The organism is Verrucosispora sp. ts21, assembly GCF_002879555.1.
Taxonomy (GTDB): Bacteria; Actinomycetota; Actinomycetes; order Mycobacteriales; family Micromonosporaceae; genus Micromonospora; species Micromonospora gifhornensis.
The window spans coordinates 1-18,927 of sequence record NZ_PNOZ01000075.1 but is presented as its reverse complement, the minus strand read 5'-3'; the positions used below and the strand labels follow the sequence as shown (position 1 = coordinate 18,927).

12 protein-coding genes are annotated in these 18,927 nt (G+C 68.7%); 3 read left to right on the top strand and 9 right to left on the bottom strand.

The features are described 5' to 3' along the window. Positions 1-65: 65 nt before the first annotated feature. Both C1A38_RS24985 and C1A38_RS24980 read left to right on the top strand, forming a co-directional pair. Positions 66-245 carry a fascin domain-containing protein gene (locus tag C1A38_RS24985; RefSeq protein ID WP_102660160.1) on the top strand — a complete coding sequence of 60 codons (180 nt, stop codon included), beginning with the start codon at positions 66-68 and terminating at the stop codon, positions 243-245. A 51-nt stretch (positions 246-296) separates the two neighbouring features. Next, positions 297-3,038 (top strand): beta-L-arabinofuranosidase domain-containing protein, encoded by a 2,742-nt coding sequence (locus tag C1A38_RS24980; RefSeq protein ID WP_102660159.1) that lies wholly within the window; start codon positions 297-299, stop codon positions 3,036-3,038. A 572-nt stretch (positions 3,039-3,610) separates the two neighbouring features. Here C1A38_RS24980 and C1A38_RS24975 read toward each other — a convergent pair. From C1A38_RS24975 to araB, 9 genes are all read right to left on the bottom strand, one after another. After that, positions 3,611-4,600 (bottom strand): LacI family DNA-binding transcriptional regulator, encoded by a 990-nt coding sequence (locus tag C1A38_RS24975; RefSeq protein ID WP_199180323.1) that lies wholly within the window; start codon positions 4,598-4,600, stop codon positions 3,611-3,613. A gap of 477 nt (positions 4,601-5,077) precedes the next feature. Next, complete coding sequence (locus C1A38_RS24970) at positions 5,078-7,123, bottom strand: family 43 glycosylhydrolase (RefSeq protein ID WP_233197004.1); 2,046 nt, start codon at positions 7,121-7,123, stop codon at positions 5,078-5,080. Positions 7,124-7,576: 453 nt separating this feature from the next. After that, positions 7,577-9,079, bottom strand: coding sequence for an L-arabinose isomerase (gene araA / locus C1A38_RS24965; RefSeq protein ID WP_013733671.1), 1,503 nt, complete (start codon positions 9,077-9,079; stop codon positions 7,577-7,579). Between the two features lie 27 nt (positions 9,080-9,106). Further along, positions 9,107-10,096, bottom strand: coding sequence for a galactofuranose ABC transporter, permease protein YjfF (gene yjfF, locus C1A38_RS24960; RefSeq protein ID WP_013733670.1), 990 nt, complete (start codon positions 10,094-10,096; stop codon positions 9,107-9,109). Then, positions 10,093-11,136: an ABC transporter permease gene (locus tag C1A38_RS24955; RefSeq protein WP_043720749.1), complete on the bottom strand. Its 1,044-nt coding sequence runs from the start codon at positions 11,134-11,136 to the stop codon at positions 10,093-10,095. Before C1A38_RS24955 ends, yjfF begins: the two co-directional genes overlap by 4 nt. A gap of 17 nt (positions 11,137-11,153) precedes the next feature. Continuing rightward, the gene (locus C1A38_RS24950; RefSeq protein ID WP_043720744.1) at positions 11,154-12,695 is read right to left on the bottom strand and encodes a sugar ABC transporter ATP-binding protein; all 1,542 of its coding nucleotides are present in this window, start codon (positions 12,693-12,695) and stop codon (positions 11,154-11,156) included. Between the two features lie 187 nt (positions 12,696-12,882). Further along, complete coding sequence (locus C1A38_RS24945) at positions 12,883-13,890, bottom strand: ABC transporter substrate-binding protein (protein WP_198408907.1); 1,008 nt, start codon at positions 13,888-13,890, stop codon at positions 12,883-12,885. 129 nt (positions 13,891-14,019) lie between these two features. Next, positions 14,020-14,694 (bottom strand): L-ribulose-5-phosphate 4-epimerase, encoded by a 675-nt coding sequence (locus C1A38_RS24940; RefSeq protein WP_013733666.1) that lies wholly within the window; start codon positions 14,692-14,694, stop codon positions 14,020-14,022. Next, positions 14,691-16,376, bottom strand: coding sequence for a ribulokinase (gene araB / locus C1A38_RS24935; RefSeq protein WP_102660157.1), 1,686 nt, complete (start codon positions 16,374-16,376; stop codon positions 14,691-14,693). Before araB ends, C1A38_RS24940 begins: the two co-directional genes overlap by 4 nt. 867 nt (positions 16,377-17,243) lie before the next feature. Here araB and C1A38_RS24930 point away from each other — a divergent pair. After that, complete coding sequence (locus C1A38_RS24930; protein WP_102660156.1) at positions 17,244-18,896, top strand: glycoside hydrolase family 27 protein; 1,653 nt, start codon at positions 17,244-17,246, stop codon at positions 18,894-18,896. The last annotated feature ends 31 nt before the right edge of the window (positions 18,897-18,927 follow it).

The window sequence follows — 18,927 nt, the reverse complement described above, 5'->3', positions numbered from 1 at the left end:
GATGAGGTCAGATCCCGTTCCGGTGCCACGGACGAGCCGGGCCGACGCGCACACGGCAGCACACAATGCCACGCCCCCGCGCGCCGACGACGCCCGCCACTGCGCCGTTTCCGGCCGCCGGTCAGGCACCCGAGCACCCGTCTGCCCGCCTGCGGCACGCCGGCTACGTGCTGCGCATCGAACCGCTCAGCTCCTCCTCCAGCGCCAACGACCGGCAGGACGTCCCCTTCCGGGTCAGCTCGTGACGCTCCATCAGGCCGCTACCACCACCCCCACCCGCAACCAGGGAGGCCGCGATGCCCTACCCGTCCCTCAACCGTCGACACGTGCTCCAGGCCGCCGGCGCGGCCGCCCTCGCCACCGCCGTCGGTCCCCTGCTGCGTGGCGGCACCGCCAGCGCGGCGATCCCGCCGGTCCGACCCGACCTCGGCGTGGCCGCGTACGCCTTCGACATGGGCCAGGTGCGACTGACCGCCAGCCGCTGGCTGGACAACCAGAACCGCACCCTGAACTACCTGCGCTTCGTCGACGTCAACCGGCTGCTCTACAACTTCCGCGCCAACCACCGGCTGTCCACTGCCGGTGCTGCGGCGCTCGGTGGTTGGGAGGCACCCAGCTTCCCGTTCCGCACCCACTCCCAGGGGCACTTCCTGACCGCCTGGTCGCACATGTGGGCCGTGCTCGGCGACACCACCTGCCGGGACAAAGCCAACTACATGGTGGCCGAGCTGGCGAAGTGTCAGGCAAACAACGCCGCCGCCGGCTTCAACCCCGGCTACCTCTGCGGCTACCCCGAGTCGGACTTCACCGCCGTGGAGGCGCGCACCCTCAACAACGGCAACGTGCCGTACTACACCATCCACAAGACCCTCGTCGGCCTGCTCGACGTGTGGCGGCACATCGGCAACAACCAGGCCCGGGACGTGCTGCTGGCGTTGGCCGGGTGGGTCGACTGGCGTACCGGTCGGCTCAGCTCCGCACAGATGCAGGCCATGCTCGGCACCGAGTTCGGCGGCATGAACGCGGTGCTGACCGACCTGTACCAGCAGACCGGCGACGCCCGTTGGCTGACCGTCGCCCAGCGCTTCGACCACGCCGCCGTGTTCAACCCCCTCGCGGCGAACCAGGACCAACTCAACGGGCTGCACGCCAACACCCAGATCCCGAAGTGGATCGGCGCGGCCCGCGAGTTCAAGGCCACCGGCACCACCCGCTACCGCGACATCGCCAGCAACGCCTGGAACCTGACAGTCAACACCCGCACGTACGCCATCGGCGGCAATAGCCAGGCCGAACACTTCCGGGCCCCGAACGCCATCTCCGGGTACCTGCGCAACGACACCTGCGAGCACTGCAACACGTACAACATGCTCAAGCTGACCCGCGAGCTGTGGCTGCTCGACCCGAACCGGGTCGCGTACTTCGACTTCTACGAACGCGCCCTGCTCAACCACCTGATCGGCGCGCAGAACCCGGCCGACAACCACGGCCACATCACCTACTTCACCCCGCTGCAACCGGGCGGACGGCGCGGCGTGGGACCGGCCTGGGGTGGCGGCACCTGGAGTACGGACTACAACTCCTTCTGGTGCTGCCAGGGCACCGGCCTGGAGAACAACACCACCCTGATGGACTCGATCTACTTCCACAACGGCAGCACGCTGACGGTGAACCTGTTCATGCCGTCGGTGCTGAACTGGTCGCAGCGCGGCATCACCGTCACCCAGTCGACCAGCTACCCGGCCAGCGACACCAGCACGCTCACCGTCACCGGCACCGTGGGCGGCTCGTGGACGATGCGCATCCGCATCCCCGCCTGGACGCAGGACGCCACCATCAGCGTCAACGGCACCGTGCAGAGCATCGCCACCACGCCCGGCACGTACGCATCGCTCACCCGCACCTGGACCTCCGGCGACACGGTGACCGTACGGCTGCCGATGCAGGTCGTCGTGGAGCCGACGAACGACAGCCCGAGCGTCGTCGCCCTCACCTACGGCCCGACGGTGCTCTCCGGCAACTACGGCAACACCGCACTGTCGGCGCTGCCCGCGCTGGCCACCGCCTCAGTCACCCGCACCAGCAGCACGGCGCTCACCTTCACCGCCACCGCCAACAACTCGCAGGTCAACCTGCTCCCGTTCTACGACGCGCACGGGCACAACTACACCGTCTACTGGAGCAGCGGCGGCTCCTCCGGCCCGGTGCAGGCCACGTTCCGGCTGGTGAACGCCGCCACCGGCCTGGTGCTCGGGATCGAGAACATGTCCACCGCCGACGGCGCACCGGCGTTGCAGTGGGCCGACAACGGCACCGCCGACCACGACTGGCAGCTGGTCGTCGACGGCAGCGCGGTGCGGTTCCGCAACGCCAACAGCGGCAAGGTGCTCGGCGTACAGAACATGTCCACCGCCGACAACGCGCAGGTCCTGCAATGGTCGGACACCGGCACCGCCGACCACCGCTGGACGATCGTGGACGCCGGCGACGGCTCGCACAAGATCCGCAACGGAAACAGCGGCAAGCTGCTGGCCGTCCTGAACGGCTCGACCGCGCAAGGCGCCCGCGTGGTGCAGGACCCGGACAACGGCACCCTCGACAACCAGTGGCGGTTCGTCCCCAACGGTGCCCGCCGCATCCAGAACCTGGCCACCGGCCTGGTGCTCGGCGTGCAGAACATGTCCACCGCCGACGGCGGCCTGGTCATCCAGTGGGGTGACACCGGCACCGCCGACCACCTCTGGACCGCGATCGTGGACAGCGGCGGCTACCTGCGGCTGCGCAACTCGAACAGCGGCAAGGTGCTGGGCGTGGAGAACGGCAGCAGCGCCGCCGGCGCCCGGGTGGTCCAGTGGGCCGACAACGGCTCGTCCGCCAACCGGTGGCGGCTACGGTACGGCGCAAACGGCTACTTCCGGATCCAGTCCGCCAACGGCGGCCGGGTGCTCGGCGTACTCGGCGCCTCGTCGAGCCAGGGCACCCAGATCGTCATCTGGGACGACAACGGCGCCAACGACCACCGCTGGCGCTTCATCTGACCACCCCACCACTGATCGGCTGACGCTGATCGCTGACGGCTGACGCTGATCGCCTGACGCGTGTGCGGCCCGGGCCTCCCGCTCGGGCCCCACACGCGTTTCTCGGCAGCCGTTCCCTCAGCAGGCAACGCCCCCACAGTCGTCAATCCATCGACACTCTTGATGGTGTTATCGATAACATGCTAACTTCTGGCCAGGAGTAAGGGCACACTCCTCTTCGAGGTCACCGTCTGTCAGGGCACTGCGGGACGTCAGCCACTCCCGCCACCCGACGACCGACGACCTGTCCGGGCCGACACCACCTCAGCCAACCCCACGCTCTCCCACCCCGCCCCACCCCGTTGATCAAGAAGTTTCGGTCTGATCCCACGCGCTCCCCGACCAAAACCTCTTGATCGCCGTTCCAGACGGCGGGGCGGACCGACCCGGCCAGCCGCCCGGGATCGGGTTGAGGCCGCAGGGGCGCGGCGGGGTGGATGATCAAGAGGTTTTGGTCGGATGTCGAGCTGATTCTGACCGAAACCTCTTGATCAACACTCCGAGCGAGGGCCGGGGGCCGGGGCAGGGCCGGGTTAGCGGCGGGGTGGGGGGGCTACGGATTGGCGGGATACGAGGGAGGGGGCGATGGTTTCGCGGAGAGCGCCGCCGCTGTCGGTTTCGATCTGCGCCAGCAGCATCTCCAGGCTGGCCCGCGCCACCGCGACGAAGTCCGGTCGGACGGTGGTCAGCGGTGGGATGAAGTAGGCCGCTTCCGGCACGTCGTCGAAGCCGACCACGCTTATGTCGTCCGGCACCCGTCGGCCGTGCTCGTGCAGGGCGCGCAGCACCCCGAGCGCGAGATGGTCGTTGGCGGTGAAGACCGCTGTCACGTCGGGCATCCGGGCGAGCATCTGCCCGCACCGGTAGCCGGCCGCCGCCGACCAGTCCGCCGGCACCAGCGGCGGGACCTCGACGCCCGCCGAGAGCAGGGCGCTCCGCCAGCCCTCGATGCGGCCCGCGCTGTCGAACCAGTCGGACGGCCCGGAGACGTGCCAGACCGTACGGTGCCCGGCATCGAGCAGATGCTGGGTCGCGGCTCGGGCACCGGCTGCCTGGTCGACAGTCACCAGCGGCATCGGTCGGCGCGGATCACCGTCGACGGTGACCAACGGTACGTCGTTGGGCAGCCGCTCCAGCGCCTCACCGGCCGACTCCACCGGTGCGATCACCACGATGCCGGCGACCCGGTGGGCCAGGTGCCGTTCGACGACCGCCGAGATGGACCGGTGATCGAGGTCGCGGACGCTGCCCACACTGACCGCGAAGCCGGACTCCGCGGCGGTCTGTTCCAAGGCGGCCAGCAGTGACGCCGGCCCGTAGAGGGTGGTGTTCTGCGCTACCACGCCGATCACCTGAGAGCGACCGGTGACCAGCGCACGCGCCGCCCGGTTCGGCCGGTAGCCCAGCTCGGCTATTGCCGCCTGGACCCGCAGCCGGGTCTGTTCCCGCACGTTCGGGTGGCCGTTGAGCACTCGCGAAACCGTCTGGTGGGAGACGCCAGCGAGGCGAGCCACGTCCGTCATCGCAGGATCGCGTACGGCCATCTCACACTCCCGCATGCCCGTGGGTCGCCGCGACCCGTCGACACTGACCGGAGCGGCTCAGATTCACGATCCCTCTCGCGACGCCCACGCCGGCCCGTGCCAGCCGGGGTGGCTTTTCGCTAGATCACGCACAGTCTACGACAGCGACGACGTCATACGCCGACAGGCCAGACGCGGATTGACGGATGTCCGTCTTTCCGATCAGCACCGATCGGCTAAAGGGTGATTCGAAGTCGCTGCTCCACGCTTTTCGCGTCGCTGCTCCGCGCCTTTCGCCGCGCGGCGATCCGGGCCACGATTCCGCAAAATTGCGGCCCGGACCGGCGCGTGGTGCGGGTGGCGCCCATGCCTGGGCGCCACCCGCCGGTCACCGGTGGCTGGTGACCTCGTTCCCGGTGGTCGGCGTTGCCGGAGGAGAACGCCGGACCCACTTCGAGAGCCGCCTGACGATCGAGGTCAGGGCGTCGCCAGCTCGAAGCGTCGCACGGTCACCGCGCCGCCCAGTGCCTGGGTGGCGTGGTTGAAGATGGCGAACCGGTACCCCATGAAGAATGTCCAGTTGTTGTTGAGGGTCAGGGCGTTGCCCAACGAGACGAAGTTGACCCCGTCGGTGCTGTACGAGAAGCGGGCCTGCCGGCCGGAGCCGGGCCTGATGTCGGCGTTGGCCCGCAGCCAGATCCGCCCGCCGGACACCGCCGCGCTGGCGATCTCGCTGCCGGTGCTTGTGGTGTCCCAGTTGCTGTTCATGTTCAGCCCGTTGGTCATGACCACCCGGGTCTGCCCGTTGTCACGCCGTACCCCGATCCAGGCCGAGACGTCGCGCAGCATGGCCAGACCGGTACGGTCGCCGTCGCGCATCGTGGAGTAGTCGAGCTCGATGGTCGCCGTCGAGGTCGGCCCCTGGATGCGGTGGGTGACCGTGTTACGGGCCTGGTAGAGGTCGTTGGTGACCGAGGCGGTCTGCAGCCGCAGGCCGTTGTTCACCGACCACCGGCTGTTGTCCGGGTTGTGGTTCCACTCCCACTGTGGGCCGAGGGTGGTGCCGGCGAAGGTGTCCACCCCGGTGAGCGGCTTGACCGGACGCAGCGGCAACGGGTTGGGGTAGTTCACGCCCCAGGCACCGTTGACCGTCTGCACCTGCGGCCAGCCGTCGGCGGTCCAGTTGATCGGGGCCAGGGTCGGCACCCGCCCGCCCGGGTACGCGTCGGTGAAGGCCATGTAGTACCAGGCGCCGTTCGGGGTCTGCACCAGGCCGCCCTGGTGGGGTACGCCACCGCCGGAGATCGGGCCCTGCATGTTGAGCAGCACCTGCCGCTGCTCGTACGGGCCGAAGGGTCCGTTCGTGGACTTCAGCACGTACTGGCCGTTGGCGGGGCGGGTCAACCAGATGTAGTAGGCCCCGTTGCGCTTGTAGAACCGGGCGCCTTCCAGGGTGCCGATGCTCGACGGGGTCTGGTAGACCTGCTGGGCGCGCACCTGGCTGCGCCCGTCGGCGGAGAGCTGCGCGACGCTGATGGTGCCGTTGCCGTACGCGACGTACATCGTGTCGTTGTCGTCGATGAGCATGCCGGCGTCGTAGTAGCAGGGCAGGGTGGCGTGCCGGGTCCAATCGCCGTCGACGGCCTTGGCGGTGTAGATGTGGGTCTGGGCGAAGTTGATGCACCCGGCCCAGTAGTACGTCTGGTTGCTCGGCCGGTAGCTCAGGGTCGACGCCCAGATGCCCTCCACGTACGCCTGTTGCCCGGGGGGCAGGTCGTACTTGGTGCCGAAGTCCAGCCGGGGCACCGAGTGCCCGGCGAACTCCCAGTTCACCAGGTCCCAGGAGCGCAGGATCGGCGCGCCGGGCGAGTAGTGCATCGTCGAGGCGGTCATGTAGTAGACGTCGCCGACCCGGATCACCTCGACGTCCGCGAAGTCCTGCCAGACCACCGGGTTTGTGAAGTTGCCACCGGTGGGCGGCGGGGTCGTCGGCCCCGGAGTGGGTCCGTCGCCCATGCGGACCAGCTGCCACTGCTGGTTGGCACCGTTCCAGTCGTCGTACTGGACGATGTTGCCGCCGTCGGCGGTCGAGGCGTTCTGCACCTCCATCACCCGGTTCGAGTTCCTGTTGATCAGCCGTACGTAGCCACCGGCCGAGTCGGCCAACCGGAACTGCTGGTTGGTCCCGTTGTGGTCGGACCACTGCACGATCGAGGCACCGTTGGCGGTGGAGAAGTTGTAGACGTCGAGCACCTTGCCCGACAGCCGCGACTTGAGCCGGTAGTAGCCACCGCCGGAGTCGACGAACTGCCACTGCTGCTGGTTCCCGTCGTTACGCGACCACTGGGTGATCCGCGCGCCGTCGTTGGTCGCCAGGTTGTACACGTCGAGCGCCTTGCCGCTGTTGCGGTTGACCAGCACGTACCACGCGTTGGTGTCGACCGTCGCGGCCGAGGCCGGCGTTGCGGCCACCGCCACCAGCGTGCCGCCGACCATCACCGCCGCCGCCACCGCGGCCCACATCCGCGACCACCACCCACGCCTACGCGGCGCGGGTCCTGAGACCTCGCCAATGGCAACCATGATCCTCCTTCAGCAATGACGAGCCATCTGAGCGGGACGGTCTCCACTGCGGCGAGCGTCGTGGTGATCTCAGACCAGTCATGTGATCGCTAACATGCCATCCCGTGCCCAAAGGACGACAAGAGATCATTTACTGGGAGAGACGCGAAGCGGCCCGGACAGCCACAGATATCGTCCGTCTTCACTATCGACTGTGAGCGATAACACGACGTTAGTCAAGACGTAACATCCGCCGCGCGATCGGGCGGCGGAGGCGAAGGTGAGGACCTGCCACCGGCAGGGCGGTGCCCCGGCCGGTGGGTGGCGGGTCGGCCGGGGCGAGGCAGCCGCGAAAGCGCGCGCTGCCGTCTCGGCGTGACGGGCGGCGCGCCCGTCACGCCGAGAGGGTCGTGCTCAGAAGCCCCGGGCGAGCCGGTAGTACGCCTGGTTCCAGCGCAGTTCGTTGGCGAAGCGGCGCGGCTCGGTGTCCGCGTCGATGACGACCAGTTCGGTACGGGCCATCTCGGCCAGATCGTGCAGCTCCTCCACCCCGACGCCCTGGGACAGCACGGTGTGGTGCGGCGCGCCCGCGGTGATCCACGCCTCGGCAGAGCCGGCCAGGCTCGGGCGGGGCTGCCAGACGGCCCGGGCCACCGGGAGCTTGGGCAGCGGCTGCGGCGGCGCCACCACGTCGACCTCGTTGGCGACCAGCCGGAACCGCTCCCCCATGTCGGCCAGACCGAGCACCACCGCCGGGCCGGGTGCGGCGTCGAAGACCAGCCGGACCGGGTCCTCCCGGCCACCGATGCTCAGCGGGTGGATCTCGACGTTCGGCACGCCTGAGGCGATCGTCGGGCACACCTCCAGCATGTGCGCGCCGAGGATCAGCTCCTGGCCCGGCGTGAGGTCGTAGGTGTAGTCCTCCATGAAGGAGGTGCCGCCCTCGGCCCCGACCGCCATCGCCTTGACGGTGTGCACCAGCACCGAGGTCTTCCAGTCGCCCTCGCCGCCGAAGCCGTACCCGTCGGCCATCAGCCGCTGCACCGCGATGCCGGGCAGTTGCCGCAGTCCGCCGAGGTCCTCGAAGTTCGTGGTGAAGGCGCGGAAGCCACCGGCGTCCAGGAAGGTACGCAGACCGAGCTCGATGCGGGCGGCGTAGCGCAGCGAGTCGTGCCGGTCACCGCCGGGACGCAGCTCGGCGGCGACCCGGAACGTGTCGTCGTACTCCTTGACCAGGTCGTCGATCTGCGCCTCGGCGACCTCGTCGACGGCCGTGACCAGGTCGTTGACGCCATAGGTGTTGACCGAGACGCCGAAGCGCAGCTCCGCCTCCACCTTGTCGCCCTCGGTCACCGCGACGTCGCGCATGTTGTCGCCGAAGCGGGCCAGGCGCAGCGAACGCATCGCCGACCAGCCGATCGCGGCCCGGGTCCAGGCGCCGACGCGGGAGACCACCCGCGGGTCGGTGACGTGCCCGGCGACCGTCTTGCGGGCCACCCCTAGGCGGGTCTGGATGAACCCGAACTCCCGGTCGCCGTGGGCGGCCTGGTTGAGGTTCATGAAGTCCATGTCGATCTCGTGCCATGGCAGCTGAACGTTTGCCTGCGTGTGCAGGTGCAGCAGCGGCGTACGCAGCGCGTCCAAGCCGGTGATCCACATCTTCGCCGGCGAGAAGGTGTGCATCCAGGCGATGACCCCGACCGCCCCGTGCACGCTGGCGTCCTGACAGACCTTCAGGATGTCGGCGCTTGTGGTCAGGACCGGCTTCCAGACCACCCGGGCGGGGATGTGCGGCGAGTCGTCGAGCAGGGCGGCGATCTGACGGGACTGCTCGGCCACCTGCCGGAGGGTGTCCTCGCCGTACATCGCCTGGCTTCCGGTGAGGAACCAGACCTCGGGTTCAGGTTGTGCTGCCATGGGAGTTGCCTTCCGCGAGAGGGGCGGTCACTTGTAGCGGATGCCGATGAGGCGCTGGAACAGGATGAACGCGAAGAGCAGGCCTCCGATCACGATCTTGGTCCACCAGGAGTTGAGGCTGCCGTCGAAGGTGATCAGAGTCTGGATCACGCCGAGCACCAGCACACCGAGCACCGTGCCGAACACGTAGCCCGATCCACCGGTCAGGACGGTGCCACCGATCACCACCGCCGCGATCACGTCGAGTTCCATGCCCACCGCGATCAGCGGCGCGCCGGACAGGGTGTAGAACGACAGCAGGATCCCGCCGATCGCCGAGCAGAGCCCGCTGATCGTGTAGACCGCGATCCGGGTACGGCCCACCGGCAGGCCCATCAACAGCGCCGACTGCGGGTTGCCGCCGATCGCGTACACGTTGCGCCCCAAGCGGGTGTACGCCAGCACGTACGCGGCGATCAGCACGACCGCGAAGGCGATCAGGACGCTGACCGAGACGAAGTTGCCGCGGGGATCGCCGATCCGGTACTGCGCCATCGTGGTCCAGAAGCCGTCGGTGATCCGGATCGACGAGTCACTGATGAACGTGCACATGCCCCGGGCGAAGAACATCCCGGCGAGTGTCACGATGAACGGCTGGATGTCGAAGAAGTGGATCGCACAGCCCATCAGGAAGCCGAGGGTCGGCCCGATGAGCAGCGCGATGATCAGCACCGGCAACGCCGGCAGACCGGATTCGAGCAACCAGGCCGAGACCATCGCCGTCATCGCGACCACCGAGCCGACCGACAGGTCGATGCCGCCGGTGAGGATCACGAAGGTCATCCCGACCGCGACCACGAGCAGGAAGCCGTTGTCGATGAAGACGTTGAAGATGACCTGGATGTTGGAGAAGGCGCGGTACTGGGACACGCCGATGCCGTACATGACCAGCAGCAGGGCGAGGGTGACAAGCACCGGCACGTGACGCCGGGGCAGTCGGGCCCACCGCGGGCCGGTGGTCAGCGAGGTCGTGGTCACGCCGTCACCTCTTCCTTCTGCGGCTGCGGGGTCGAGGTCGGCGAGGCCGGTCCACCGCGCCTGCGCCGACCGAGCTTGGCCCGGAACTCCGGTGCCTGGATGAGGCAGACCGCGATGACGACCACCGCCTTGAACAGCAGGGCCGTCTGGGGGGAGATGTTCATGGCGTACACCGTCGTGGTGAGGGTCTGGATGATCAGCGCGCCGAGGATGGTGCCGCTGAGATAGAACCGGCCACCGGCCAGCGACGTGCCGCCGATGACGACCGCGAGGATCGCGTCCAGCTCGACCCAGAGGCCGGCGTTGTTGCCGTCGGCGCTGGAGACGTTGGCGGTCATCATGAAGCCGGCGACGGCCGCACATGCCGCGCTGACCACGTAGACGAGGAAGACCATCCGGGCCGACCGGATGCCGGCCAGCCGGCTGGCCTCGCGGTTGCCACCCACCGACTCGATGATCATGCCGAGGGCGGTACGGCGGGTCAGCGCGGCGACGAGCAGGGCCGCGCCCAGCGCGATGAAGATCGCCAGCGGCAGGGTCAGCAGGTGCCCCAGCCCGATCGCCCGGTACGGCCCCGAGTTGATGGTGATGATCTGTCCCTCGGTGACCAGCTGGGCCAGGCCCCGGCCCGCCACCATGAGGATCAGCGTGGCGATGATCGGCTGGATGCCGATCACGGAGACGAGCACACCGTTCCACGCGCCGAGCACGAGTGCGGCGCCGAGCGCCATGGCCAACGCGGTGAAGACGGTGACCAGGCTGTTCTGGTCCGGTGCCTGACTGATGTGCAGACAGGCGATGGCGCCGCTGATGGCGCAGATCGAACCGACCGACAAGTCGATACCGCCGGTGGAGATGACCAGGGTCATGCCCAGCCCGACCAGGATCAGCGGGGCGCTCAACCGGAGGATGTCGATCGGGGTGCCGTAGAGGTGCCCGTTGTTCACCTCGACGGCCAGGAAGCCGGGACGGTAGATCGTGTTCACCGCCAGCATCACCACGAGGACCGCCACCGGCCAGAACAGCCGGTGGCTCGCCATCGACCTGAGACGCTCGTTCACTGGCTCGCCTCCTTCCTCGTCGATCCGCTGGCGATGGTCTGCATCACGCGCTCGGCGTCCACAGTGTCGTCGTTGTCGAGCTGCGCCACCATCTCCCGGTCGCGCATCACCGCAACCTTGTGGCTGAGCCGCAGCACCTCCTCCAGCTCGGCGGAGATGAACAGCACGGCCATGCCGCCGTCGGACAACTGCACGACGAGCTTCTGGATCTCGGCCTTGGCGCCGATGTCGATGCCGCGGGTCGGCTCGTCCAGGATGAGCAGGCGAGGCTCGGTGATCAGCCAGCGGGCCAGCAGCACCTTCTGCTGGTTGCCGCCGGACAGGTTACGCACCGGCACGTCCGGGTTGGCGGGTCGGATGCTCAGCGCCTTGATGTACTGCTCGACCAGCTCGTCCTGGCGTCGGCGTGGGATCGGGCGGAGCCAGCCCCGGGCCGCCTGCATCGCCAGGATCATGTTCTCCCGGACGGACAGGTCGGGGATGATCCCCTCCGCGCGGCGGTTCTCCGAACAGAACCCGATGCCGTACTCGATGGCCTGGACCGGGTTGCGCAGGCTTGTCGGTTTGCCGTTCACCGCGACCTCGCCCCGGTCGGCGCGGTCCGCGCCGAAGAACAACCGCGCCGCCTCGGTACGCCCCGAGCCGAGCAGGCCGGCCAGGCCGACCACCTCGCCGGCGTGGATGGTCAGGCTGAACGGGGCGATCGCGCCCTTGCGACCCAGCTCGGAGACCGCCACGAACGGGGTGCCGCCCTCCAGGGCCGCGAGCTCCCGCCGGGGCTGCTCCTCCAGCCGTTCCAGGACGTCGAGTTCCTTGCCGATCATCTTCTCGACCAGGGCGAGCTGCGGCAGCTCCGCGATCGGGTACTCACCGACCAGGGTGCCGTTGCGCAGCACGGTGATCCGGTCGGCGATGCCGTAGACCTGGTCGAGGAAGTGGGTCACGAAGAGGATCGCGATTCCCTCGTCGCGCAACTGGCGCATGACGCGGAACAGCTGCGCCACCTCACCGGCGTCCAGACTGGAGGTCGGCTCGTCGAGGATCAGTACCCGCGCCTGCACGTCGATCGCGCGGGCGATGGCGACCATCTGCTGGACCGCCAGGGAGTAGCTGGCCACCGGCGCGGTGACGTCGATGTCGAGGTCGAGACGGGTCAGCAGTTTGCGGGCGCGACGGCGTACCTCACCCCAGCGGACGGCACCGAAGAGTCGGGGCTCCCGGCCGATGAAGATGTTCTCCGCCACGGAGAGGTTGGGGCAGAGGTTGACCTCCTGGTAGACCGTGCTCACGCCGGCGGCGGACGCCTGCATCGGGCCGGAGAAGGCCACCTGCTCGTCGCCCAGCGTGATGGTGCCCTCGTCGATGCCGTAGACCCCGGTCAACACCTTGATCAGGGTCGACTTGCCGGCGCCGTTCTCGCCCATGAGGGCGTGCACCTCGCCGGGAAAGAGCCGGAAGTCGACGTTGTGGAGTGCGCGCACTCCAGGAAAGGACTTACTGATCCCGGTCATCGTCAGGACCGGACGGCTATCCGTCATCCCATCAGGCCTTCTTCTGGGTTCGATTCTGTTCGGGGGAATACGGCCGTCCCGTGACGTCCGCCCGACCGACCCGGGGGTCGATCGGGCGGACGTGGGCACCGGAGGTGTCGGGCCGCCCGGTCCGTCGGGGAAGTGGGCGACGCGGCGGGGCCGCCACGATCAGTGTGGCGACCCCGGGCATCGATCAGTACTTACGGTTGGGCAGAGCCTCCTTGGCCTGCTCCTGGGTGAAGGTGGTCTCCTCGGTCTCGATCCGCGGCGGCACCTCTTCACCGGCGTGCACCTTCTTGGCCAGCTCCATCAGCTGTGGGCCGAGCAGCGGGCTGCACTCCGCGATGAAGTTGAACTTGCCGTCGGCCAGGGCCTGCATGCCATCCTTCACCGCGTCGATGGTGATGATGATGATGTCCTTGCCGGGCTCCTTGCCCGCCGCGGTGATGGCTTCGAGAGCACCCAGACCCATGTCGTCGTTGTGCGCGAAGAGCACGTCGATCTTCGGGTGGGCCTTGAGGAACTGCTCCATGACCTGCTTGCCACCGGCACGGGTGAAGTCACCCGACTGGGAGGCGATGACCTTCAACTTGGGGTCGGCGGCGATCGCCTCGCCGAAGCCCTTCTTGCGGTCGTTGGCCGGGGCCGAGCCGGTGGTGCCCTGCAGCTCGACGATGTTCACGTCGCCGGTCGCGCTCTTCATCTGCTCGACCAGCCACTCGCCCGACAGCCGGCCTTCCTTGACGAAGTCCGAGCCGAGGAACGTCTTGTACAGCGACTTGTCGGCCGAGTCCACGGCGCGGTCGGTCAGGATGACCGGGATGCCGGCGTCCTTGGCCTCCTTGAGCACGGTGTCCCAGCCCGACTCCACGACCGGCGAGAAGGCGATCACGTCGACCTTCTGCTGGATGTAGTTGCGGATGGCCTTGATCTGGTTCTCCTGCTTCTGCTGGGCGTCGTCGAACTTCAGCTCGATGCCCGCCTCGGCAGCCGCCTCCTTGATGGAGTTGGTGTTGGCCGTCCGCCAGCCGCTCTCCGCACCGACCTGGGAGAAGCCCATGACGATCTTGCCGTCGCCGCTTCCTCCTTCGTCGGTTCCGGTGTCACTGTTGCCGCAGGCTGCCATGCCGCCGGCCAGAAGCACGGCGGCGAGCGCCGCGACGGCGCGCCGAGGCGCGAGGGACATTCGCATGTTTCTCATCGGATCTCCTCGGGTGGGGGTGCGGGTTCCACGCCGTCGGCCGAGACCGGCGGCATGGCGTACTGGTGGTGTGGATCCTGTGCACGGTGGTACGAATTCGGTCGCGGCCCGGCCGGGTCGCGGCCGGGGTCAGGTGGTCGTCGCCGGCGCGGGACGTTGGCCGTAGACGTTCTGGTAGCGGTCGTAGAGGGCGTCGATGTCCGCCTGCGCCATCGGCACCGGCTGCCCGAGCGCCCGTGCCAGGTGCGCGGTCCGGGCGACGTCCTCGCACATCACCGCGGCCTTGACCGCGGCCCGAGCGGTACGCCCGATGGTGAAGACCCCGTGGTTGCGCATCAGTACGGCCGGCGAGCGGTGCCCGGTCAGCGTGCTGACGATCCCCTTGCCGATGTCGTCCCCGCCGATCAGCGCGAACGGACCCACCGGGATCTCCCCGCCGAACTCGTCGGCCTGGGCGGTCAGCCAGCAGGGGATCGACTCGCCGCGAGCCGCCCAGGCGGTCGCGTACGTGCTGTGGGTGTGCACCACGCCGCCGACCTCGGGCATGGCCCGGTAGACGTAGGCGTGCGCGGCGGTGTCACTCGACGGCGACAGGTCACCCTCGACCGGTACGCCGTCGAGGTCGCAGAGCACCATGTTGTCGGCGGACAGGTCGTCGTAGTCGACACCGCTCGGCTTGATGATCATCAGGTCCCGGCCGGGTACCCGCGCGGAGACGTTCCCGGCCGTCCAGGCCACCAGCCCGTAGCGGGTCAGTTCGCCGTGCAGCCGAGCGACGGTCTCGCGCAACTCACGCTCGATCATGCCACCTCCTCCAACGCGGTCTCGTTCGTCGACGCGGCCGATCCCGCGGCCGCGTTCCGGATCGCCCGCAGGCGCAGCATCACGTCGTTGGCGCCGCGACCGAAGTGGTCGTGCAGCGTGCGGTACTCGGCGTAGAGCGCGTCGTAGGCGCGTACCCGGTCCGGATCGGGGCGGTAGACCGCCTCGCTGATCCGGCCCATCGCCTGCGACGCCTCGTGGATCGAGGAGTACTCGCCGGCGGCCACCGCGGCGTGGATGGCCGAGCCGAGCGCCGGGCCCTGCGCCGAGCCGATGATGCTCAACGGCCGGTTGGTGACGTCGGCGTAGATCTGCATCAGCAGCTTGTTCGAGGTGAGCCCGCCGGCGATCACCAGGTCGTTGACCGGCACTCCCGCCTCGACGAACGCCTCGATGATCATGCGGGTGCCGTACGCCGTCGCCTCCAGCAACGCCCGGTAGACGTCCTCCGGACGGGTGGCCAGGGTCAGGCCGACGATCATTCCACTGAGGTCGTGGTTGACAAGCAACGACCGGTTGCCGTTCCACCAGTCCAGCGCGACCAGACCGTGGGCGCCGACCGGCTGGGCGGCGGCGAGCTCGGTGAGCCGCTCGTGCGAGGCCACCTCCGCCGGGGCGGCGTGCTTGACGAACCAGCCGAAGATGTCGCCGACCCCGCTCTGACCGGCCTCGTAGCCCCAGGCCCCGGCGCTGATGCCGCCCTCGACGACGCCGCACATCCCGGCCACCTCGGCCGGCTGGGCGCCATTGACCACGTGGCAGGTGGAGGTGCCCATGATTGCGACAAGTCGGCCCGGTGCGAGGGCCTGCGCGGAGGCGGCGGTGACGTGCGCGTCGACGTTGCCGACGGCCACCGCGATGCCCTGCGGCAGGCCGGTCCAGGCGGCGGCCTGCGCGGTCAGCTCGCCGGCCTTGTCGGCCAGCGGCAGCAGCGGACCGTCGAGCTTGGTCACGAAGTCGCCGAAGTCGGGGTTGAGGGCGGTCAGGTAATCCGTCGACGGGTACTTGCCGTCCTGCATGATGCCCTTGTAACCGGCCGTGCAGACGTTGCGGGTCTCGACGCCGCACAACTGCCAGACGATCCAGTCGGCGGCCTCGATGAACCGGTCGGCCCGCTGGTAGACCTCCGGGTCCTCCTCCAGCAGTTGCAGCCCCTTGGCGAACTGCCACTCGGCGGAGATCTTGCCGCCGTAGCGGCCGATCCACGGCTCGCCGCGTTCGTGGGCAAGGGCGTTGATCCGGTCGGCGTGCGGCTGGGCCGCGTGGTGCTTCCAGAGCTTCACCCAGGCGTGCGGCCGCTGCCGCAGCTCCGGCACCTCGCACAGTGGAGTGCCGTCGGCGAGCGTCGGCAGGATCGTGCAGGCGGTGAAGTCGATGCCGATGCCGACGACGTCACGCGGGTCCACTCCGGCGGCGGCGACGGCCGCCGGCACGGCGTGACGCAGCACGTCGCGGTAGTCCTGCGGGTCCTGCAACGCCCAGTCCGGTGGCAGGGACGGGCCGCCGTCGGGCAGTGCGGACTCGATGACGGCGTTGCGGTACTCGTGCACCGCCGTACCCAGTTCGGCACCGTCGCGTACGCGGACCACCAGGGCCCGCCCGGACAGGGTCCCGTAGTCGACTCCGACGACATACCGGTCGCCGACTTCGCCCACACCGCTCATGCTCACCTCCGGCCGATGACGGACCTCAGTGTTAACGCTCACATCCGGCGTCGTCAAGACACCGGCCGGCAACAGCTCCGTAACGGAGTGCGGCGACCCGTCCGACCACCCGCAACGATCGGCGCGACACCGCGTACCCGGCCCATCCTGCGCCAGATGCCGGGATGCGCAAGCGGTATCCGATGTCGCACCCGGTCGGCGCGGGCGACGCACGGCCGTCGGCTGCCCGCGACCGCTCCGGCGGCTCCGCCCGCAGCGGCCGCGTCAGCACCGGAGCCCGCCGGCCACTGTAACGACTACAGCCGTCGGCCCGGGCTTGCCGGGTGATCGATCGATGCCATCCACAAAGGCCTCCGGGCCACCCGCGAAGGCGCCTCGATTCGACACATGAGCGTTAACATCCGTCGATTCCACAGGGGCGACTCCACCGCCCTCGTCGACATCCGTGCCGACGCGAGGCCGTACTGGAGCCGATCGCCAACTGAATCGTTTCCACGTGCGAAATCAGCACCAGCAGGACTGGGCAACTGCTCCCGATCAGGTCGAGAAGTCCGCTTGGCATCCATCGACGCCGATTTACAGAACCAGATGGCAGCGATAACATCCCTGACATCGGAGCGCCCGTGTCCGGGAGAACCGCCACCGTCACACCGCCCACGTCGTAACGCGACCACGTGACGGCCGACGCGATCCTCGGGCGGGCCGTGGGCGACGGCGTCCCTGCCACGGCCGGCGGTACTCCGTCCATCTGACCGCGAGCAGACGACGCTGCCCGCGCCCGCTCGACGAACCACCTGGGCTGCCCGACAACTCACCGGTCGGTCATCGATGACTACCACTCACCGTCCCTGTCCCGAGGAGGATCGAATGCGTGCACGACCACGATGGTTGGCCGTCCTGAGCGTTCTGGTACTGACGCTCACCACGGTCATCGTCGACGGACTCCACTCACCGAAACCCGCACAGGCGCTGAACAACGGCGTGGCCCGCACCCCACCGATGGGGTGGAACACCTGGAACACCTTCGGCTGCAACATCAACGAGACGCTGATCCGGCAGATGGCCGACGCGATCGTCAACACCGGCATGCGCGACCTCGGCTACAAGTACGTCGTCGTCGACGACTGCTGGTTCGACCCGAACCGCGACGCGCAGGGAAACCTCCAGGCCCACGCCGGTCGCTTCCCCAGCGGCATGAAGGCCCTCGGCGACTACCTGCACTCCCGAGGTCTGCTCTTCGGCCTCTACCAGGTGCCCCGGGAGAAGACCTGCGCCCAGTACTTCGGCGCCTGGCCCGGTTCCACCGGCAGCCTCGGACACGAATACCAGGACGCCCGACAGTTCGCCGCCTGGGGCGTGGACTTCCTCAAGTACGACTGGTGCTCACCGTGGGGCACCATCAACGACCAGATCGCCGGGTTCTCGCTGATGCGTGACGCCCTCGCGGCCACCGGTCGGCCCATCGTCTACAGCATCAACCCGAACAGCATCCACGAGAAGACCGGCCCCCAGCGCAACTGGGGCGACATCGCCAACATGTGGCGGACCACCGAGGACATCACCAACGCGTGGAACACCGGCCAGACCAACGGCTACCCGATGGGCATCCAGAACATCGTCAACGTCAACGTGCCCATCGCCTCGTACGCCTCACCGGGCTCGTTCAACGACCCGGACATGCTCGTGGTCGGCAACGGCGGCATGACCGACACCGAGATGCGCAGCCACTTCGCCCTCTGGGCGATCATGGCGGCGCCGCTGATCGCCGGCAACGACATCCGTAACGCCAGCGCCGCCACGCTGGACATCCTGCGCAACCAGAACCTCGTCGCCATCAACCAGGATTCCCTGGCGCTGCAGGCAGTGCAGGTCTCCAACGACGGCATCCGCCGGGTGCTGGCCAAGCGGCTGGCCAACGGCGACGTCGCGGTCGCCCTGTTCAACCAGGGCAACTCCACCACCACCGTCTCCACCACGGCGGCGGCGATCGGCAAGTCCGGCAACTCGTTCACCCTGCGCGACGCCTGGACCAACACCACCTCGACGAGCACCGGAACGATCTCGGCCAGCGTGCCGGCGCACGGCACCGTGGTCTACCGGGTCAGCGGTGGCGGCACCACCACTCCCCCGCCCCCGCCGCCCACCTTCCGGCTGCGCAGCGAATCGTCCGGCCGCTGCCTGGACGTCAACAACAGCGGCACCGCCAACGGCACCGCCACGCTGATCTGGGACTGCCACACCGCCAGCAACCAGAGCTTCACTCAGAACGGTCAGGCGCTTCAGGTGCTCGGCAAGTGCCTGGACATCTCCCCGACCGCCACCACCGGCACCCCCGTACAGATCTGGGACTGCAACGGTGGCACCAACCAACAGTGGACGTTCAACAGCAACGGCACCATCAGCAACGTCCGCTCCCCCAACCTCTGCCTGGACGTCAACAACAACGGCACCGCCAACGGCACCCCCGTGATCGTCTGGACCTGCCACACCGCCCCCAACCAACGCTGGACCCGCACCTAACAGCCCCACCCCCGTCCCCTCCCTCCCTCCC

What these genes read in the sequence shown, in the direction of transcription:
- C1A38_RS24985 (WP_102660160.1), top strand. Translation starts at nt 66, where the DNA reads ATGCCACGCCCCCGCGCGCCGACGACGCCCGCCACTGCGCCGTTTCCG.
- C1A38_RS24980 (WP_102660159.1), top strand. Translation starts at nt 297, where the DNA reads ATGCCCTACCCGTCCCTCAACCGTCGACACGTGCTCCAGGCCGCCGGC.
- C1A38_RS24975 (WP_199180323.1), bottom strand. Translation starts at nt 4,600, where the DNA reads ATGACGGACGTGGCTCGCCTCGCTGGCGTCTCCCACCAGACGGTTTCG.
- C1A38_RS24970 (WP_233197004.1), bottom strand. Translation starts at nt 7,123, where the DNA reads ATGTGGGCCGCGGTGGCGGCGGCGGTGATGGTCGGCGGCACGCTGGTG.
- araA (WP_013733671.1), bottom strand. Translation starts at nt 9,079, where the DNA reads ATGGCAGCACAACCTGAACCCGAGGTCTGGTTCCTCACCGGAAGCCAG.
- C1A38_RS24955 (WP_043720749.1), bottom strand. Translation starts at nt 11,136, where the DNA reads ATGGCGAGCCACCGGCTGTTCTGGCCGGTGGCGGTCCTCGTGGTGATG.
- C1A38_RS24950 (WP_043720744.1), bottom strand. Translation starts at nt 12,695, where the DNA reads ATGACGGATAGCCGTCCGGTCCTGACGATGACCGGGATCAGTAAGTCC.
- C1A38_RS24945 (WP_198408907.1), bottom strand. Translation starts at nt 13,890, where the DNA reads ATGAGAAACATGCGAATGTCCCTCGCGCCTCGGCGCGCCGTCGCGGCG.
- C1A38_RS24940 (WP_013733666.1), bottom strand. Translation starts at nt 14,694, where the DNA reads ATGATCGAGCGTGAGTTGCGCGAGACCGTCGCTCGGCTGCACGGCGAA.
- araB (WP_102660157.1), bottom strand. Translation starts at nt 16,376, where the DNA reads ATGAGCGGTGTGGGCGAAGTCGGCGACCGGTATGTCGTCGGAGTCGAC.
- C1A38_RS24930 (WP_102660156.1), top strand. Translation starts at nt 17,244, where the DNA reads ATGCGTGCACGACCACGATGGTTGGCCGTCCTGAGCGTTCTGGTACTG.